The organism is Corynebacterium oculi (genome assembly GCF_001412105.1).
In the GTDB taxonomy this organism is placed as follows: domain Bacteria; phylum Actinomycetota; class Actinomycetes; order Mycobacteriales; family Mycobacteriaceae; genus Corynebacterium; species Corynebacterium oculi.
Genome location: NZ_LKST01000001.1, coordinates 103,245 through 122,278 on the forward strand (window position 1 = coordinate 103,245; position 19,034 = coordinate 122,278).

A 19,034-nucleotide genomic window follows, 5' to 3' on the forward strand; every position below is an offset into this window, starting at 1 on the left:
CATGTGATGTGAGTTCTTATGGAAGTTCTTGGCTGGAAAGGGACTATGTGGGCAAGTCGCTTTATTTCATGTTTATGGCTAGGTTTAACAGCGGCCAAAATTCCAACGACGTTCTTCTTAAGATCTAATGAATCGTCCCTGTAGATTTGAAGGAAGAGGTTAAATAGATGACAGTGCAACGCCTCCAACTTTCCTGGTATAATAAAGAAAAAGCGCTCATTCCCACCGAGGCTGGTAAGTATGGCTATACATGGGTTAACCCCTCTGATCCGCGCTACTGTGAAACTCATACGCTCGTTATGGGTGACTATGTGCAGGGGACTCAGACTTTAAAATTGGATGAGTTCGAGTATTCTAAGTGTGCTGATCTGGAACCTCAGGACGACAACTTACTCATCCTCGGCGAATCAGGTGATGTTCTCGAATCGCTCACTCGTGTGCCCGAGCTAGCTGAGAATTATGTGGGCAAGGTGAAGTTGATCTACATCGATCCACCGTTCAATACGGCCCAGACGTTCGCGAGTTACGAGGACAATCTCGAGCACTCAATTTGGCTTACTATGATGCGCGACCGGCTCCTGCGTATGAAAAAGTTACTTGCCGATTAAGGGTCGATATGGGTGCACCTAGATGAAATTGAAGTGCACCGAATGCGAGTGCTTATGGACGAGGTCTTTGGTGCTGGCAATTTCGTAGGTCAGATCTCGTGGGAAAAGGTTGCCGGACGTGATAATCGTTCAGTTGTGTCAAAGACCTGTGATTTTATTCTTGTGTATGCATCTGTACGAGATCGGTTCAAGGATTATCGCAATCTTTTACCGCGTGATGCTGGTGATACTTCTGCTGCCTATACCAATCCCGACAATGATATTCGTGGAGTCTGGACCTCGGGTGACTTCACTGCTCAATATAATCCTGCGGAGAATCCTCGGTTTGATCAAATTTACGAGCTCGTCACGCCGGCAGGTCGGACCTTCATGCCTCCTAAGGGACGAGTTTGGCTAATGACCGAACCCAGATACCAGGAGATGCTCAAGGATAATAGGCTGTGGTTCGGCAATGATGGCAGAAACATTCCCAGGGTTAAGCGTTTCTTGTCGGAGGTTCAGGGTGGACTTGTCCCCAAGACACTTTGGCTCCATAGTGAGGTTGGGAATAACGATCAGGCGAAGAAGGAAATCCAAGCGTTGATTTCTGTCGAAAATCCCTTCTCCACCCCCAAGCCCGAACGTTTGCTTGAGCGTATCATTCATATCGGTTCCAACCCCGGTGATATTGTCCTGGATGTGTTCGCTGGATCGGGTACTACGGCAGCGGTGGCACAGAAGATGGGGCGGCGTTGGGTGACGTGTGAGTTGTTGGAATCTACGTTCAATACTTTCACACGCCCTCGGCTGGAGAAGGTCGTCAATGACCAAGACCTTGGTGGGATCACTCGTACTAAGGGGGAGCGTGTCGCAGCCGATGGGATTGAGCTTCCTGACGGTGTTAGCCCTGAGGATGCTGCGAAGTTTACGAGTGTGCTGAATAAGTTGATCAAGGACGATCCGGAACTGAAGAAGAGTGCAGACGTGAAGACCTTAAAGGCTGCTTCGAGGACCAAGCGTGCGAAGGAAGTGCTCAACTGGCGTGGCGGCGGTGGTTTCCAAGTGGCGCATCTGTCGCCTGCCTGTTTCGACTACGATCCGGAGTTGGATCGGGTGATGTTGACACCGGAGGCGACTGGGCAAACTTTGATTGAATCGGTGGCTGCTAATCTGGGATTCACACTGCTACACCCTGATGATGATTACGTCTTCGATGCAAGGCGTGGCAACGCGTTGTTGAAGGTGGTTGAGGGGGTGGCAACGATCGAGGTGGCGGACTCGTTGGTGGCCCATGTGCAGCCCGGTGAAACGATTGTCCTTGCTGCGACAACTGTGATGGATGGGGTTCGCCAGCATTTACGCAAAAGTGTGAAGGGGTCGAGGGTGGTTGCTCTGCCAGATGATATGTTCCGATACAGTGAGGGAAGTGACCTGTGATGGCAACTCGGCTTAACATCAGTTTTGATTCTGATATGCTGGAGTCGATCAGCTCCGAGTTTAACTTGCGTATCCCCAACAAAGAAGCGCTGCGTCAGCTGATCTTTACCCTTGACGGTGACTACGATTCTTCTGTGATGCAAGTGCTTAATCTTGCTACGGGTGTGGGAAAAACGTATCTGATGGCTGCATTCGTAGAGTATGTGCGCCGTCAAGGCGCTGGGAATGTCGTCATAGTAACCCCGGGAAAGACAGTGCAGACTAAGACGGTGCAGAACTTCACGCCTGGTTCGTCGCGCTATATTACTGGCTCGGTAGTCCCACCGGAAGTGGTGACTCCGCAGGATTATTCTGCGTGGGTTGCTCGACAGAATGGCCCGGTGCAACTTGCGTTTGGCCGGGAAGCACCGATATTGGCGTTCATCTTCAACATTCAGCAGTTGATCGCCCCGAAGTCTGAGGAGGGAGGAACACAGGGTAGCACGCAGGATGCGATGCGTCGTAAGCCGCGTCGTTTCGATGAGAATGCAGGTGTGCTCTTTGACTATTTGAAGGGGCTTGATGATTTGGTGGTTATCGCGGATGAGTCTCATCTTTATGGTTCGAGCGCGGTTGCGTTTAACGCGGCGTTGAAAGAGCTTGATCCTGCTGCAACGATTGGGTTGACGGCGACGGTGGATAAGAAGTCTGACCATGTCATCTACGAGTATCCGCTTTACCGGGCGATCCAAGACAAGTATGTCAAGGCTCCGGTGTTGGCATTCCGTAGGGCGGGCTATGGCACTGATAGGGCCTCCGAGGAACAGCAACTGCGGGATGCGTTGCAGTTGCGGCGGATCAAGCAGGAGTACTACGACTCGTATGCGGAAAGTCAGAACGGTGCCCACGTCAAGGCGATTGCATTCGTAGTCTGTTCCGACGTGGATCATGCTACCCAGGTTGCTGCACTGTTGCGCACTCCGGAGTATCTTGGGTGTGACGAGGCCGTGTTGCAGGTGGATTCCAAGCATGAGGATGAGCTGACGCAGCGTCGCCTCGACGAACTCGATTGTCCCCACTCGCCGGTTCTTGCCGTGGTGAGCGTCAATAAGCTGAAAGAGGGCTGGGATGTTAAAAACATCGCTGTCGTGGTCACATTGCGGGCGATGGCTTCGGAGGTATTGACTCAGCAGACGATGGGGCGCGGGCTTCGTCTGCCGTTCGGGAAGTATACGGGCATGTGGCAGATCGATCAGCTCGACATCGTCGCTCACCAGTCCTTCACTGAACTTTTGAATGCTGAGAACGTACTTCAACAGTTCGGCCTGGAAGAAGCCGTAGCTGAACAGGACAAAGCCCGGGTGAAAGACGCCATTCGCGAAGCCGCCAACGATTCCGCCCGTACCGGTGTAGCCACCTCATCGGTGGATGGCGGTGATCGGTCTCCGGGCGTGTCCTCGCAATGGTCAGGGGCTGATCTTGATGGTGACAACACGGGTAGTTCTGGTGCTCGGCCAGACACAGGTCCCTCCACGGGGGTGAGCGGTGAAGGGTGGCCCGGTGTTGGGGTACGCGAGACCTCAGGGTCAGGATCCTATGGGCAGTCTGAGCAGGAGCGTAAGCCGGTCTTGATTGAACGCAACCCGAAATTTGCTGAGGTGGTTTACCAGTTCCCGGTGACCACGATGACGGTACAGCAACCTGCCATCGACCTGGCTGAGATCAGCGATCCAGACGTTAGACAGGCGGCCTGCCGAGTCACCTCATCTGGTGATGTGTTGCTGCGTAAGGAAATCATCGCTGCGCTCGGTAAAAAACTACGTGCTGAGGATCGGGAGAGTGCGGAGGTGGACTCGATTCAGGTTAGCGACGTCGATGCTAAGGATGTGTTGGTCAAATTGGTGATGAACATGTCGCTGGTGCCTAAGACCCAGCAGACCTCTCGCTATGTGGCTAATCATTTGGTGCCGAACTTCATGAGATCAGTCAGCTTCGATGACTGGACAGTTAAATCCCTAGACTCAGCACGAAATGAGTTATTCATTCTTATTAAGGAATACATAGACGAGACTTTGCGTTCCACTCGTGAAATTCCGAAAATTCATCCTAAAGTGATGCCCGGCGCCGACTATATGCTGCCGATCGGTGAAGTGGTGTACGATCAGATTGATTCGCGTAAAGAGTTTGTGCGGGGGCGAGTATATGGTGGCTGGGCCAAATCACTTTTTACCGAAGAGTCGTTCGACTCCTACACTGGTGAATACCAGCTCGCACGATTGCTGAATACGTCATCAGGGATCGAGTGGTGGCACCGTTTGCATTCGCGCGACCAAGCATTTGTATACTAAAATTTCAAGGATCGCTACTTCCCGGACTTTATTGCTTTGGATACTAGTGGTGTGCATTGGATTATTGAAGGTAAATCTAAGCGGGGACGCGATGACGCCCAGGTGCAAGCTAAGCGAAAGGCGGCTGAAGCTCTTGTGCGGCGGCTCGTTGCTGAAGATACCTACGCAGGTCAGCAGTGGGGCTACCTGATTGCCTACGAGGATGATATTGCCCGGGCGGATTTGTGGAATGATCTCAAGGACCTTGCTCAACCGGTAAGCAATGCTCTGTAGCGGACGCGAACTCACCGGGTCGCAGCACTGGAATCCAGCATTGCGGAAGTCTTGGGTGATGGTTTCACCGCTGATGAGGATGAAGCCGCTTCTTCTGCCGGTGAGCATAAAACGCCTGCCCTACTAGGTGGCCTGGCTATCACTGGGTGCCTACGCCTCCTACCGCAAAGACGAGGCGCGCCAGAGCGATAGCTCATGCCAGTTGTGTGGTGCGCCGATGTGGGCGATGGGAACAGCCCAGACATCTGGGTATGTGGCCAAGGTCTGAGGCAGCAGGGTTCGGTCTCCGATGTCCCACACAGTGAGCAGATATTGAATGAGTGTTAGCTGCCCAAAGCAGCGATTAATTCTTGGAGCAACTGCGTCCAACCCGGGATGGGAACCTTTGCGTGGCAAGCGAGCTTTCAGCGTGTAGACGCGGTTGAACATGCGGGCATGGTGTGCCGAATAGTTCCGCACGATATTCAGTGCTTTCATCCATGACCCCAGTTGCGCCGCACTCAACCTGGCTTTGGTAGCGAGCGCATTACGCACACTGGTTGGAGCTAGCTTGTAAAGATATGTGAGCAAACCCCAGTCCATCACCTCGACAGCAGCCCAAATCGGTAGCTGACCACCGTACTTGCGCCGATGATGCGCGACGAAGTCTTCTCGTGAAGCCGCTAGTTTCTTGTCGTAGAGCTTATGCCACGACAGATATTGCGACGACGGCGAATCTGAGCCTGGATGTGTGGCGACCGGGCCGAGGAATGCGGGAACCAAGTGAATCAGTGGATCGATGCGACCAAGTGCGTGGCCGAGCATGGAGCGCAACGTCAGCTCAATGGATGTGAGAGCAGCGAACACGGCAGTGCGGAGTCGTTCATCAAAATCATAGAGAGCGACAACATCATCAAAGGTTGTTCCCGCGATGAAGTGATCGAGCCGGTCATTCCCCTCAGGAGACGGAGCGCGGAAAGGGTACCAGTAGCCAGAGAGCCGATAGTAGTTGACCCGTTCGAGTATGCGGCGAGCGGCAGTATCCTCCGCGAGATCCATGCCACGGGCGCGCAGCAGGGCAATCTGCTCGCCGTGCGTGCTAAAAGCTTTCGCTGCCACCCTGTGCCTCCCGAAACCCCGCATCCGGAAAGAAATTTAGTGAGGACCGGCCCTGGGCTGCTCCGAGGAGCAGCGGAACCGGTCTTGGTGACTCAAGGTTAGCGTAGGTGGCGTGAAACTGCAACAGATTCCGCGCTGAACTGAGAAAACGTCGCGCTCGTTTAATACGGCTCAACCTTCGCCAAGGCTTCACGCTTCTGGCGTTGTTGGCAGCGAGTCGAGGCGCTTAGCCGTGTGTCGCTCCGCGAGTCTTCCGGGACGGAACCTTGGAGGGGAGCCCTGCCGCCGAGCAGGCCCGCCGAAGGTGTCCTACTCGCGGTAGGGGACTGCAACGTGTCGGAATACCGCGTTTCCAAGGATATTTTGTGGGCACTGTCCTCAAAGTAAAAGATGCATGTGCCCCCGACAATGCGTTTTTATATCCCGATTTAACCCAAGCGCATATAGCGGTCGAGTGTGCCTACGGCGTAGATTTCTCCGATCATTAGTAATGACGAGCGCGAGCAGGCCATAGTCTCACATCTGTTCGCACTGTACAGCAAGGCAGTGGACTAAAATACATCCCCCATGACCCACGTCCCCGCCGCCCGGAACACGCTGCGCATCCTCACGCTGCTCTCCTCCATTGATGTCCCCATCTCCGCCGCCCGTATCCGTGCGGAGTTGGATCTGCCGCGTTCCACCACCTATCACCTGCTCGCGGAGATGGAGCAGGCCGGTTACGTGGTGCGTATCCCGGAGACCCGCACCTGGGGCCTGGGGTTGGTGGCCTATTCGATGGCCAATGCCTACGTCACCCAGCAGCCCCTGGTGCGTTTGGCGCGCCGTCCGTTGCAGGCCTTGGCGGAGTCGGTGGGTGGCTCGGCGCACCTGTCTCGCCTGGCCGGTTCGGAGGTGCTGTATCTCTTGGAGGTGCGTGGTTCCCGGGCGGTCTCCCTGGTCACGGGGGAGGGGGTGCGCCTGGAAGCCTTAAAAACCGCCTCGGGGCGGGTGATGTTGGCGCACTTGCCGGAGGCCGAGTTAAGGGCGGCCCTTGCGGGCAATGCCCCGCCAAATCCAAGCGCCACCCGCGAGGCGCAGAACGCCCTCACCCTGATTCGCCAACGCGGTTGGGAGGAGGAGGTGGAGGAGGTGAGCCGTGGTCAGCACAGCTTGGCGGTGGCGGTGTTGGATCACGTGGGCCGCCCGGCGGCTTCCTTGGCGGTGACCTTCCCGGTGGGCACCCTGACGGAGCACGATCAAAGCCACACCATTCAGAGTCTCAAGGAGCAGGCAACCAAGGTGGCTAGTCACCTCTACGGGATCGTGCTAGATTCACCATAAACTGCGCTTGGCTGTCGCGCAGACCACTTGCCGATGTATCCCTACGGTTCCCGTGAGGGCGTCGGCGCGGTCTGTCGCGCCCGTCGCTCGCTCGGGGCCGCCGAGCCTAAAGGAGCACCATAATCATGCCGTCCATCGCGGCCAGCGCGCGCAATCTCGCCCACGGGCGTTCCACCAGCACAGAGCACGCAGAACAACCAGGGCAACCAGAACAAAAACAGCAAAAACAAACAATCACCCTCCGCCCCGGCCCCCTAACGCCAGCAGAGGTGGTGGCCGTCGCCCGCTACGGCGCACCCGTGACCATCCCCAAGGAGACCCTAGAAGCCGTGGCCGCCACCCGGCGTCGGGTGGAGGAGCTGGCGGCCGATCCCACCCCCGTGTATGGCATTTCCACGGGCTTCGGTGCGTTGGCCCGCCGCCATATCCCCGCGGAGTCCCGCGCGCAGTTGCAGCGCAGCCTGGTGCGTTCCCATGCGGCGGGTTCGGGCCCGGAGGTGGAGCGGGAGGTGATCCGTGCTCTCATGCTGCTGCGGCTGTCCACCCTGTGTACGGGCCGCACCGGTGTGCGTCCGGTGGTGGTGGAAACCTATGCGGCGCTGCTGAACTCGGGGATCACGCCCATCGTGCACGAGTACGGTTCCTTGGGCTGCTCGGGTGATCTCGCGCCGTTGGCGCATTGCGCGCTGGTGCTCATGGGGGAGGGGCGTGCCCGCAATGCGCAGGGGGAGGAGGTGAGCGTGCCGGAGGCCCTGGCTAAGGCCGGGATTGAACCCCTGGAACTGCGGGAGAAGGAGGGCCTGGCGCTGATTAACGGCACGGACGGCATGTTGGGCCAGTTGTGCCTGGCCCTGGCGGATCTGGAAACGCTGGCCACCACCTCGGATATCGCGGTGGCGATGACGCTGGAGGGACTGCTGGGTACCCTGGCCGTGTTTGACGCGGACCTGCAAGATTTGCGCCCGCACCCGGGGCAGGCGGCGTCGGCAGCTAATGTGCGCGCGGTGGCGGAGGGTTCCCCGCTGCTGGCGGCGGCTGCGGCGGAGTTTAGCCAGAACCAGGTGCAGGATGCCTACTCGGTGCGGTGTGCCCCGCAGGTGGCGGGCGGTTTTAGGGATACCTTGGAGCACGCCCGCGCGGTGGCGCAGCGGGAGTTGGCGGCGGCGGTGGATAACCCGGTGGTGGCGCTGGATGGTCGGGTGACCTCGAATGGCAATTTCCACGGCGCGCCGGTGGCCTATGTGCTGGACTTCCTGGCGATCGTGGCGGCGGATCTGGCGAGCATCTCGGAGCGCCGCACCGATCGCTTCCTGGATGCCGCGCGCAACCGGGGGCTTCCGGCCTTTTTGGCGGGCGATCCGGGCGTGGATTCCGGGCACATGATCGCGCAGTACACCCAGGCGGGTATCGTCTCCGAGCTCAAGCGCCTGGCGGCCCCGGCCAGCGTGGATTCCATTCCCTCCTCGGCCATGCAGGAGGATCACGTCTCGATGGGCTGGGCGGCCGCGCGGAAGTTGCGCCGCGTGGTGGACGGTTTGACCAGGGTGCTGGCGGTGGAGGTGCTCACCGCCGCCCGTGCCACGCAGATGAGGGAGGGGGAACCCGCGCGGGGGACGTCGGCAGCCATTGCGGCGCTGCGCGAGGGCGTGCCGGGGGCGGGGGAGGATCGGTTCCTGGCCCCGGAGATCGAGTACGCGGTGGACCTCGTGCGCTTTGGTGCGCTGGTGGCGGCCGTGGAGCGAGCGGTGGGGGAGTTGAAATAGGCCATGAGTACCAAGACCCCCGGCCTGTGGCGGCTGTTTGTGTACAGCGCCATCGGCATCGTGGTGTTCTTTCTCCCGGTCGCGTTCCGGGGCAAGAGCACCATTCTCCTGGATCACATGGTTACTCTCCTGCGCGATCTGCTCGGCCCGGCGGTGGGCTGGGTGGTGGGCGCGCTGGTGGTCTACGGCACCGTGCGCAAGGTGCGCCACACCTCCTGGCGCGAGCCCACGCAGGTGATCTTTGCCTTGCTCTCCGTGGCGGGCCTGGGAGTGGCGGCGCTGATCCTCACGGATACGCTTCCTGCTGCGCTCGCCCGCCCGGATCTGGTGCCCTTCCTGTGGGAGAAGATCGCCATTCCGGTGGCACTGATTATCCCCGTGGGCTCGGCGTTTCTGGCCCTGCTGGTGAGTTTTGGCCTCATGGAGTTCGTGGGCGTGCTCATGCAGCCGATCATGCGCCCGCTGTGGCGCACGCCGGGGCGTTCGGCTATCGACGCCGTGACGAGCTTCGTGGGCAGTTACTCCCTGGGAATGCTGATTACCGATCGCGTGTACCGCCAGGGGCGCTATACCGCGCGGGAGGCGGCGATCATCGCCACCGGGTTCTCCACGGTCTCGGCGGCCTTCATGGTGGTGGTGGCCGGGACCCTGGGCCTGATGGATTACTGGGGCCAATACTTTGCGGTGAGCCTGCTGGTCACCTTCGCCGTCACGGCGATCACCGTGTGGATTCCCCCGCTGAGCACCATTCCCAACGATCATTACCCGGGTGCCACCCCGGACCCGGAGCCGCAGATCACCACCGGGCGGGTGGCGGCCGCCTGGGCGGAGGCCAAGAAGGCCCTGGCCGAGGCGCCGAGCCTGGGCCGCGCGGTGGGGGAGAACTTCCTCGATGGCCTGCGCATGAGCGCCGCCGTGGTGCCCTCCATCTTGTCCGTGGGCGTGCTGGGCCTGGTGTTGGCCACCTATACCCGCGTGTTCGATCTGCTGGGCTACCTCTTCTACCCCTTTGCCTGGCTGGCGCGCCTGCCGGAGCCGCTGCTGGCGGGCAAGGCGGCGGCCCTGGGGATCGCGGAGATGCTGCTGCCCGCTACGGTGGTGGCGGACTCGGATTCCCTGGTGCTGCGCTTTGTCATCGGCGTGGTCTCGGTGAGCGCGGTGATCTTCTTTTCCGGCTTGGTGCCCTGCATCATGGCCACCGCCGTGCCGTTGAAGGTGTGGCAGCTGGTGGTGATCTGGTTCGAGCGGGTGGCGCTGAGTATCCTGCTGGCCACCCCGCTGGCGTACCTCCTGCTCCCCTGAGTCTGGTATCCCAGACAGTCCGACCGCGTTCACCCTAGAAACCTATGTGTGTCCTGTCTTACGATCGGGATCGTCATTCTTGAGCACCACAGTGCTGGGGTGGGCGTAGCGGGAATGACAGCCCCGGCCCCTGAACCCAGGGGCCGGATTCCCGCCACCATCTCCCCGGCACGCGATGTTTTTGGAGGAGAATCGTGGTATCCCAACCCCGCACCGTGCGCGCCCCCCGGGGCACGGAACTCAGCGCCAAGTCCTGGCAGACCGAGGCCCCGCTGCGCATGCTGATGAATAACCTTGATCCCGAGGTGGCCGAGCGCCCCGAGGACCTGGTGGTCTACGGCGGCACCGGGCGTGCCGCGCGGAGCTGGGAGGCCTTTGACGCGATCGTCGATACGCTCAAGGATTTGGGCGACGATGAGACGCTGCTGGTGCAGTCCGGCAAGCCCGTGGCCGTGCTGCGCACGAACGAGTGGGCACCGCGCGTGCTCATCGCGAACTCCAACCTGGTGGGGGACTGGGCCACCTGGCCGGAGTTCCGCCGCCTGGAAGCCGAGGGCCTGATGATGTACGGGCAGATGACGGCCGGATCGTGGATCTACATCGCCACCCAGGGCATCTTGCAGGGCACCTTTGAGACCTTCGCCGCCGTGGCCGCCAAGCGCTTTGGCGGCAGCCTCAAGGGCACCCTCACTCTCACCGGCGGCTGCGGCGGCATGGGCGGAGCCCAGCCGCTGGCCGTCACCCTCAATGGCGGCGTGTGCCTGATCGCGGACGTAGACGTCACCCGCCTCAAGCGCCGCCAGTCCAAGCGGTACCTGGACGAGGTGTACGAGGACCTGGACGCCGCCGTGGCGCGCGTCGCCCAGGCCAAGGAGGCAGGCGAGGCGGTGTCCATTGGCATCGTGGGCAACGCCGCCGAGGTGTTCCCGGAGATGCTGCGCCGCCACCGCGCGGGCGAGATCACCGTGGACGTGGTCACCGATCAAACCTCCGCGCACGATCCGCTGAGCTACCTGCCCACCGACATCGCCGTGGTGGACTGGCAGCGCGAGGCGGCCGACGACCCCGAGACCTTTACCAAGAAGGCCCGCGAGGCGATGGCCGCCCAGGTGCAGGCGATGGTGGAGTTCCAGGACGAGGGCGCGGAGGTATTCGATTACGGCAACTCCATCCGCGACGAGGCCCGCCACGCCGGCTACTCCCGGGCCTTCGAGTTTCCCGGCTTTGTGCCCGCCTACATCCGCCCGCTGTTCTGCGAGGGCCTGGGCCCGTTCCGCTGGGTGGCGCTCTCCGGCGACCCGGAGGATATTCGCGTGACCGATCAGGCCCTCAAGGAACTCTTCCCGGATAACGAGCACCTGCACCGCTGGCTGGACGCCGCCGAGGAATACGTGGAGTTCGAGGGCCTGCCCGCGCGCATCTGCTGGCTGGGCTACGGCGAGCGGCACCAGGCCGGACTGCTGTTCAACCGCCTGGTGGCCGAGGGCAAGGTCAAGGCGCCCATCGTGATCGGGCGCGATCACCTGGATTCCGGCTCCGTGGCCAGCCCCTACCGCGAGACCGAGGGCATGCTCGACGGCTCCGACGCCATCGCGGACTGGCCGCTGCTCAACGCCCTGACCGCCACCTCCTCCGGGGCCACCTGGGTATCCCTCCACCACGGCGGCGGCGTGGGCATCGGACGTTCGATCCACGCCGGCCAGGTCTCCGTGGCCGACGGCACCGAACTGGCCGCCCGCAAGCTTGACCGCGTGCTCAGCAATGACCCCGCGATGGGCGTAATCCGCCACTTCGATGCCGGATACGAGCGCGCCCGCGAGGTGGCCGAGGAACGCGGCGTGGAGATCCCCATGCCCTTCCACTCCCGCGAGGAGGCATAACCCCTATGGCCACGCTCTTCACCGGAATCTCCGAACTACGCACCGTCTCCGAGGCGGGCACGCTGACCGACGCCGCCCTGGTAGCGGAGGGAGGCGAGGTGACCTGGATTGGCCCCGCTGCCCAAGCCCCCGCCTGCGATGAATCCGTGGACCTGGGCGGGCGCGCCGCGCTGCCCGGCTGGGTGGACTCACACAGCCACATGATCTTCGACGGCGACCGCGCCGCCGAGTTCGAGGCCCGCATGGCGGGGCAGGACTACGCGGCGGGCGGCATCGCCGTGACGATGGAGGCCACCCGCGCCGCCAGCGCGGAGCGCCTGCGCGGCCTGCTGCGCCAGCGCGTGCGGGCCGCCCGAGCCGGGGGCACCACCTGCATGGAAACCAAGACCGGCTACGGGCTTAACGTGGACTCGGAAAAGATGGCCGCGCAGATCGCCGCCGAGGTAGTCGATGAGGTGACCTTCCTGGGCGCGCACGTGGTGCCCCCTGGCGCGGACGCCGAGGACTACGTGAACCTGGTATGCGGCGACATGCTGGACGCGGTGGCCCCGCACGTGGGGTGGATCGACGTGTTCTGCGAGCGCGGGGCCTTCAACGAGGAGCAATCGCGCCGGGTGCTTGAGGCCGGGCAGGCCGCGGGCCTGGGCCTACGCGTCCACGGCAACCAGCTGGGCGAGGGGCCGGGCGTGGCCCTCGCCGTGGAACTGGGGGCCGCCAGCGTGGATCACGCTAATTACCTCAGCGATAGTGACGTGGAGGCCCTGGCGGCTTCTGAGACGGTGGCCACGGTGCTGCCCGCCTGCGATCTTTCCACCCGGCAACCCCTGGCCCCGGCGCGTCGGCTGCTCGACGCCGGCGCTCACGTGGCCATCGCCTCCAACCTCAACCCCGGCACCTCCTACACCTCGGCCATGACGTTCTGCGTGGCCACCGCCGTGTTGCAGCAGCGCCTCTCCCTCGACGAGGCCATCGCTGCCGCCACCAGCGGGGGAGCGCGTGCTTTGCGACGCCACGACGTAGGCGACGGGCGCGACGCGCAGGGTCGCCCGGCCAAGGGCACCCTGGCGGTGGGGGCGGCCGCCGATCTGCACGTGCTGGATACCCCGCACGCGATCGACCTCGCGTACCGGCCCGGTATGCCGCTGACCTGGCGCACCTATGTGGCGGGGGAGCGGGTGGCGTAAGAAATGGAAAACGTGGCCCCTCACTTTTGGGTGAGGGGCCACGGGTAAAGCATTACTCGATGGTGTACACGACGTAGGCCATCATGGAGTTCAGCGGATCGCGGGCCGCGATCTTCTGTACCAGGGCCTCCACATCACATTCCCCGGGGAGATAGTGGGTGGGATTGCTGTCCTCCGCGAGAATGACTTTGAGCTTTCCGGTGTCGAAGATCGCATTGATGACTTCGCGGATCTGCTCCGTGGTGGGGTGGTCGGGGTCGTAGTCGAAATACTGCAAGAACTCGAAGAGCGTGATCCAGTCCTTTACGCCCTCGATTCGATCCTCTGCCCACCTGATGAATTCATCCTGGTTATGGCTCATGGGTAGATCATTCCTTGGGTATGTGGACTTTGAGGTTTATTCATGAGGGTACTATCCCCATGAATAAACCTCAGTGTGTGACGGATGGGGTTCCCACCCGTCACACAGCGCAATGAAAAACTTCTGGTCATTGCGCTGCGGTGCCAGGGTGAATCACAGCAGTCACACACTGGCGTGGAAAGTGGCAGCGTTAGACCCCCAGCGCCACCCCCAGCGCGTGCCGGGCGGCTTTGTCCGTCTCCTGGAGCATGAGCGGATCGGAACCGGGAATGGGGGAGATGGTGGTATCCGGCATCTGGGCATAGGTGGGTATGCCGATCAGGTGCAGGCGGGGATCGGGGGCTCCTTCGGGATTGATAAGGGCCCGGGTTTCCGCGTCCGTCTCCGGGGAGCCGCTGCCCGCAAAGGCCCGCCAGCGCCCCTCCAGGGAGCGAGCCAGGGGGTCGGCGGAGGCGCGGACGTCGAACTTGTGCATCCAGGCGTCGATGAGCACGCGCGCCGAGCGCGCCTCGGTGCTGCTGTGAGAGCGCAGGGTGAAGCGCTCGCCCGCCTCCACCTGGGCGTGCGCGCCCACCATGGTGACCAGGTTGGCGTCGATAAGCGCGAGGAGTTGCCTGCTGCGGAACAGGGGAGGCCCGGAGCCCGCCATTTGGCCCAGCGCCATGAACTCGCGCAGCAGGGGGCGCGATTCCGGGGTGTAGCGGCCCTGCGCGCCCAGAATGGACACCGGCTTGCGCGCCGCGCTGATCTCCCAGAGTGCGGCCTTGGTGGCGTCGCTAGTTCCGGCTGCGGCCGCGTGAATATCCTCCCCCAGACTTTCCGCGATGTGTGCGGTGAACTCGGCGGGCGTGCTGCTGACCTCGGCTAGGGGGTGTTGCCAGGCGGCGGGGTCAAAGGTGGGGTCGGCTACCTGGGCGTCGCGGATAATGGCGGGCCAGACCTCGCGGAAGTCGATGGGCTCGTGGCCGGGACTCAGCCGCGCGATGGCCTCCTTGAGGTGCCGCAGGCGCGGGGTGGGCGGCAGGGCTTGATAATCGGACTTAGGTAGGAAGGGGTAGCCGCGCCGCGAACCCACCGTGAGGCGCGGCTCCCGCCCGGAGGGGATGTAGCGCAGCCCGGAGCGGGTGGGGGCCTGCTCGAAGCGCCCGCCCCGGCCCAGGGTGAGCAGGGCCATCACATCAAAGAAGCCCATGCCTAAGCCCCGCACCAGCACCTCCTCGCCGGGGCGGATACCGTCGAGGTTCTGTTCCACGGGATTATCGGGGCGCACCCAGAGCAGGCCGTGTTCCTCGGCGGCGCGCGCGAGGCGGCGCTCCTCCTCATCAAAGGCGGGCACCTGCCAGCCCAGGGCCAGGACGGTGGCGTGGGCGGTGAGGGAGGTTGCGTTAGCGAGTGTGATCTCATCGTGCCCGTCGATCTCCCGGATTCCCACGGCGCGGCTGCGGTGCTCCACCACCTCCACCGTGGCGGGGAGGCGGAGCAGCGCCACCTGGTAGCACCAGCGCAGATACGCGCCGTAGAGCGCGCGGCTGGGGTGTGACCAGGGCAGGGTTCTGTGGGCCTCCTCGGCAAAGGACTCTCGCGTGGAGGGATCGGCGGGGTGTTCCCGCCAGGCGCGCCGGGCGGCCTCGGGCACGTTCCCCTCACCGCGCAGGAGTTGTATCCACTCGTACAGCGTGGGGCCCGCCACCACGGGCGCGCCCACGGAGGATCCCGGCTCGCTGAAGAGGGTGACCTTGGCCGCAAGGGTGTTCATGCACAGCACGCGGCTTTGCTCGGTGTCCCAGATGCGGCCGGTGCCCAAGGGGGCATCGTCGATGAGGTGGAGCGTCAGCGGGGAGGTGGGCCGCAGGGCGGCGAGACGCTCGACGACGGAGACGCCGCGCGGCCCCATGCCCACGATGGCGATGGCGGGGGTGGTCATGGTGACCATTGTGGCACATCATCGCGTTCTGCTTGTTATAGACAGTACTGTCTGCTTAATTCTCGCATATTGGCTCATGGTGTGCTAAACATGCTGGAAGCATTGGTATAAATTATGAACCGATCTGTCTACATGGAAATGCTCGTGGAACTGTTCTGAGGATACTTCAATGAAGAAACCCCTGCGCGCGGTAGGCGCACTCGTGGCCACGCTGGCTCTGCTGCTGGCCTCCGCCTGCGCGCCCGCGCGCTCTGCTACCGGCCTCACCTACGTGGAATCGGGCATGTTCAATAGCCTGTACCCGCCGCTGGCGGGCTACTACCCCAACGGCGGCGTGCTCAATAACATCGCGGATCGCCTGCTCTGGCAGGACCCGCAGATCCTGGAACTGCACCCCTGGGTGGCGGCGGAACTGCCGGAAAGCAACGAGCAGGCCACGGAGTTCACCTTCCGCCTGCGCCCCGGGATCACCTACTCGGATGGCTCCGCCCTGGACGCGCACAACGTGGCCAAGAATTACACCCTCTACGCCCAGGGCGATCCGGCCCGCAAGCTCACCCCCTCCGAGCAGCTCTCCGGCTTTCTCTCCGCCGAGGCCGTGGATGACCTCACCGTGCGGTTCCACTTCAATTCCCCCGCCCCGGACTTCCCCCAGGCCACCTCCACCATGAACCAGGCGCTCTTATCCAACGCCACCCTGGATCTTGATTCCACCGGTTTTGGCCCCGGCAACGCCACCGCGATCTCCGGCTCCGGCCCCTTTAGCGTGGAGGAGGAGAAACTGGGTACGGATCTGGTGCTGCGCGCCCGCGAGGATTACGCCTGGGCCCCGCCCGCCCGCGCCGATCACCAGGGCCCGGCGCAGATCGAGCGCGTGCACATCACCCTGGCGGCGGAGGACTCCGTGCGCACCGGGGCCCTGACCTCCGGCCAGGCCGAGATCATCCGCCAGGTGGCGGCCCCGGACGAGCAGCACCTCCGCTCCCGGGGACTAGAGGTGTATTCCGCGCCCACCAACGGCGTGAACAACGCCTTTTATTTCCACTTCCGCCACCCGCTGCTCTCCGATAGGCGGGTGCGCCAGGCGCTGATACACGGCATTGATCGCGCCCTGATTATCCGCACGCTCTTTTTCCGATTCCTACCCGCAGGCCACCTCGCCGCTGGCCTCCTCCGCCCAGGGCTACCGGGATCAGTCCGAGCACTACGCCTACGATCCCGCGCTCTCCCGGAGACTGCTGGACGAGGCGGGCTGGGTACCCGGCCCCGAGGGGATTCGGGTCAAAGACGGCCAGCGCCTCTCCCTGACCTTCAACGAGGCGGTGCCGCAGCCGCGCTCCAAGCAGTTGGTGACCAAGGCGCAGGAGATGCTGCGCGAACTGGGCGTGGAGGTGAACCTGCACCCCGGCGATCGGGCCGCGCAGCAGGCCGCCATGAAGGATCAGAACGTGGTGCAGGTGCGGCATTCGATGGTGGGTCGGGCCAGCCTGGACGTGCTGCCCAACTGGGTGGACGGGGCGGGGCGCAACTCCCTGCTCAACACGACTGGCGGTACTGACGACGCCTCCGTGGGCGACCCACTGCTTCAGACCAAGGTGGAGGAGTTCTTTGACCTCGCAGACCCAGAGGAGCGGGAACGTGTGGTGGGGGAGTTACAGGATTACCTCTCCGAGCAGGCCTATGTGCTGCCGATCTTCGAGGAACCCCAGGTGTACGGCCTTAACCCCCGCGTGGCGGGCTTTAGCACCGAGGCGATCGGGCGGCCCTCCTTCTACGGCGTGAGCCTGGCGGACACCGGGGCAGACCCCGCAGCAAATCCCAAGGAGGAACAATGAGCATTGCGCGCCGCGTAGGGCAGGCCGTGATCGTGCTGTGGGCGGCCTTTAGCCTGGCCTTTCTTCTGCTTTCCGCCCTGCCCGGCGATGCCGTCCAGGCCCGCTACGAGGACCCTGCCTTGGGGCTCACCCCGGAGCAGATCGCTCAGATGAGGGAGGTCTTTGGGCAGGATACGCCCCTGTGGGAGCGCTACGCGCGCTCCCTGGGCGGCTTTCTCACCGGGGACTTTGGTTATTCGGTGTCCTCGGGAACGGCGGTCTCGGAACTCCTAGCCCAGGCGCTGCCCTCCACCCTGCGCTGGCGCTCACGGCCTTTGTCCTGGGCGTGGTGCTGGCCGCCTGCGTGGCGGTGCTGGCGATTTTTGGCCCCTGGGCCTGGCTGCGCGCGCTCTTTCGGGCCGCGCCGCCGCTTTTGGTTTCCTTGCCCAGTTTCTGGTTGGGAATCCTGCTGATCCAGGTCTTTTCCTTTCAGTTGGGTTGGGTTCCGGTGATCGAGGCCTCCGCCGCTCAGGCGCTGATTCTTCCCGCGCTCACGCTGGCGGTGCCGGTGGCGGCACCGCTGGCGCAGGTGCTGGTGCGCAGCCTGGATGACGTATTGGAGCAGCCCTTTGTGCAGACGGCGCGGGCACGCGGGGCCAGCACCCAGTGGTTGCTGTGGCGCACGGTGCTGCGCAACGCGATGGTGCCCACCGTGACGATGGCGGGCGTGCTCTTTGGTGAGTTGGTGGGCGGCTCCGTGGTCACGGAGCAGGTTTTTGCCCGTAACGGCATTGGGGCGCTCACGCTGACGGCCGTGGCGGAGCGGGATACCGCCGTGCTCATGGCGGTGGTGGTGATCGCGGCGGCGGCCTTTGTGCTCATCAACCTGGTGGTGGATCTGATGTATCCGCTGCTGGACCCGCGCCTGTGGGTGAACAGGGATCGGGAGGTATCCGCATGAATGTGCGAACATGGGCGCGCCCCGGCGTGATCGTCTCCGCCGCTATCTTGCTCATCGCCGTGGCCTGGGCGGTGGCACCGGGGCTGTGGACGAGCCATAATCCCGTCTCCGGCGGGGATACCCAGGCGCTGCTGTCCCCGAGCATGCGGCACTGGTTTGGCACCGATGAGGTGGGGCGAGACTTGTACGCCAGGGTGGTTTTTGGGGCGCGGCAGTCTCTCGCCGGAGCCTTGTTGGCCGTGGCCCTGGGGTTGAGCGTGGGCACCGTGCTCGGCGTGGCGGCCGGGGTGCTGCGCGGTTTGACGGAAACGCTCATCATGCGGGTGGTGGACGTGCTTCTTTCCATTCCTAGCCTGTTGCTCAGCCTCTCCGTCATCATCGCCCTGGGGCAGGGCACGGTGCACGCGGCGCTGGCGGTAGGGGTGACGTCGATAGCCACCTTTGCTCGGCTGGCGCGCTCGCAGGTGCTCTCCGTGATGGAGCAGGATTACGTGGAGGCAGGGTACGGCTCCGGGGGCACGCGCACGCAGGTGGTGTACCGGCACGTGTTGCCCAATTCCCTGACCCCCGTGGTGGCGCTAGCGGCGGTGCAGTTCGGTTCCGCCATGCTGCAACTGGCCACGCTCGGCTTCCTGGGGTACGGCGCGCCGCCGCCCACCCCGGAGTGGGGGCTATTGATCGCGGAGAGCCGGGATTACCTCGCCACCGCCGGGTGGCTGGCGCTGCTGCCGGGCGCCGTGGTGATCGCGGTGGTGCTGGCGGCCAATCACCTGTCCCACATTCTGAGAAAGGCGGTGTAG

At 63.0% G+C, this 19,034-nt stretch carries 10 protein-coding genes and 5 pseudogenes; 12 read left to right on the forward strand and 3 right to left on the reverse strand.

Translation table 11 applies throughout. The features are described 5' to 3' along the window. Nucleotides 1–167: 167 nt before the first annotated feature. Together Cocul_RS00565 and Cocul_RS00570 are read left to right on the forward strand one after the other, a co-directional pair. Nucleotides 168–2,024: pseudogene (locus tag Cocul_RS00565) on the forward strand (site-specific DNA-methyltransferase). Further along, nucleotides 2,024–4,624 (forward strand): annotated as a pseudogene (locus Cocul_RS00570) (DEAD/DEAH box helicase). Before Cocul_RS00565 ends, Cocul_RS00570 begins: the two co-directional pseudogenes overlap by 1 nt. Nucleotides 4,625–4,783: 159 nt before the next feature. Here the strand turns inward: Cocul_RS00570 and Cocul_RS00575 are convergent. After that, nucleotides 4,784–5,722 carry an Abi family protein gene (locus Cocul_RS00575; protein WP_245622055.1) on the reverse strand — a complete coding sequence of 313 codons (939 nt, stop codon included), beginning with the start codon at nucleotides 5,720–5,722 and terminating at the stop codon, nucleotides 4,784–4,786. A 567-nt stretch (nucleotides 5,723–6,289) separates the two neighbouring features. Between Cocul_RS00575 and Cocul_RS00580 the strand changes: the two genes are divergently transcribed. The 5 genes from Cocul_RS00580 to hutI all read left to right on the forward strand — a co-directional run bounded on the left by Cocul_RS00580 (nucleotide 6,290) and on the right by hutI (nucleotide 13,174). Next, complete coding sequence (locus Cocul_RS00580; RefSeq protein ID WP_082422088.1) at nucleotides 6,290–7,045, forward strand: IclR family transcriptional regulator; 756 nt, start codon at nucleotides 6,290–6,292, stop codon at nucleotides 7,043–7,045. A gap of 125 nt (nucleotides 7,046–7,170) precedes the next feature. Continuing rightward, nucleotides 7,171–8,808, forward strand: a complete 1,638-nt coding sequence (gene hutH / locus Cocul_RS00585) for a histidine ammonia-lyase (protein ID WP_245622056.1) — start codon at nucleotides 7,171–7,173, stop codon at nucleotides 8,806–8,808. A 3-nt stretch (nucleotides 8,809–8,811) separates the two neighbouring features. Continuing rightward, a complete protein-coding gene (locus tag Cocul_RS00590) occupies nucleotides 8,812–10,110 on the forward strand; it encodes a YjiH family protein (protein WP_055121384.1) in 1,299 nt (432 codons plus the stop codon). 194 nt (nucleotides 10,111–10,304) lie between these two features. Beyond that, nucleotides 10,305–11,990: a urocanate hydratase gene (gene hutU, locus Cocul_RS00595; RefSeq protein ID WP_055121385.1), complete on the forward strand. Its 1,686-nt coding sequence runs from the start codon at nucleotides 10,305–10,307 to the stop codon at nucleotides 11,988–11,990. A gap of 5 nt (nucleotides 11,991–11,995) precedes the next feature. Next, on the forward strand, nucleotides 11,996–13,174 hold the full coding sequence (gene hutI, locus Cocul_RS00600) for an imidazolonepropionase (protein WP_055121386.1): 1,179 nt from the start codon (nucleotides 11,996–11,998) through the stop codon (nucleotides 13,172–13,174). Nucleotides 13,175–13,226: 52 nt separating this feature from the next. On the opposite strand, the gene Cocul_RS00605 is transcribed toward hutI, so the two are convergent. Continuing rightward, the gene (locus tag Cocul_RS00605) at nucleotides 13,227–13,535 is read right to left on the reverse strand and encodes a hypothetical protein (RefSeq protein ID WP_055121387.1); all 309 of its coding nucleotides are present in this window, start codon (nucleotides 13,533–13,535) and stop codon (nucleotides 13,227–13,229) included. Between the two features lie 190 nt (nucleotides 13,536–13,725). After that, nucleotides 13,726–15,459, reverse strand: coding sequence for an FAD/NAD(P)-binding protein (locus tag Cocul_RS00610; protein ID WP_055121985.1), 1,734 nt, complete (start codon nucleotides 15,457–15,459; stop codon nucleotides 13,726–13,728). 283 nt (nucleotides 15,460–15,742) lie between these two features. Between Cocul_RS00610 and Cocul_RS00615 the strand changes: the two are divergent. From Cocul_RS00615 to Cocul_RS00625, 5 genes and pseudogenes are all read left to right on the forward strand, one after another. Further along, nucleotides 15,743–16,537, forward strand: a pseudogene (locus Cocul_RS00615) (ABC transporter substrate-binding protein); the annotation flags it as partial. Nucleotides 16,538–16,622: 85 nt separating this feature from the next. Further along, nucleotides 16,623–16,856: pseudogene (locus Cocul_RS12975) on the forward strand (ABC transporter substrate-binding protein); the annotation flags it as partial. Nucleotides 16,857–16,910: 54 nt separating this feature from the next. Then, nucleotides 16,911–17,294, forward strand: a complete 384-nt coding sequence (locus Cocul_RS12690; protein ID WP_245622103.1) for a hypothetical protein — start codon at nucleotides 16,911–16,913, stop codon at nucleotides 17,292–17,294. Next, nucleotides 17,291–18,234, forward strand: a pseudogene (locus Cocul_RS00620) (ABC transporter permease). The gene Cocul_RS12690 and the pseudogene Cocul_RS00620 overlap by 4 nt, the downstream one beginning before the upstream one ends. Continuing rightward, on the forward strand, nucleotides 18,231–19,034 hold the full coding sequence (locus Cocul_RS00625) for an ABC transporter permease (protein WP_055121388.1): 804 nt from the start codon (nucleotides 18,231–18,233) through the stop codon (nucleotides 19,032–19,034). The pseudogene Cocul_RS00620 and the gene Cocul_RS00625 overlap by 4 nt, the downstream one beginning before the upstream one ends.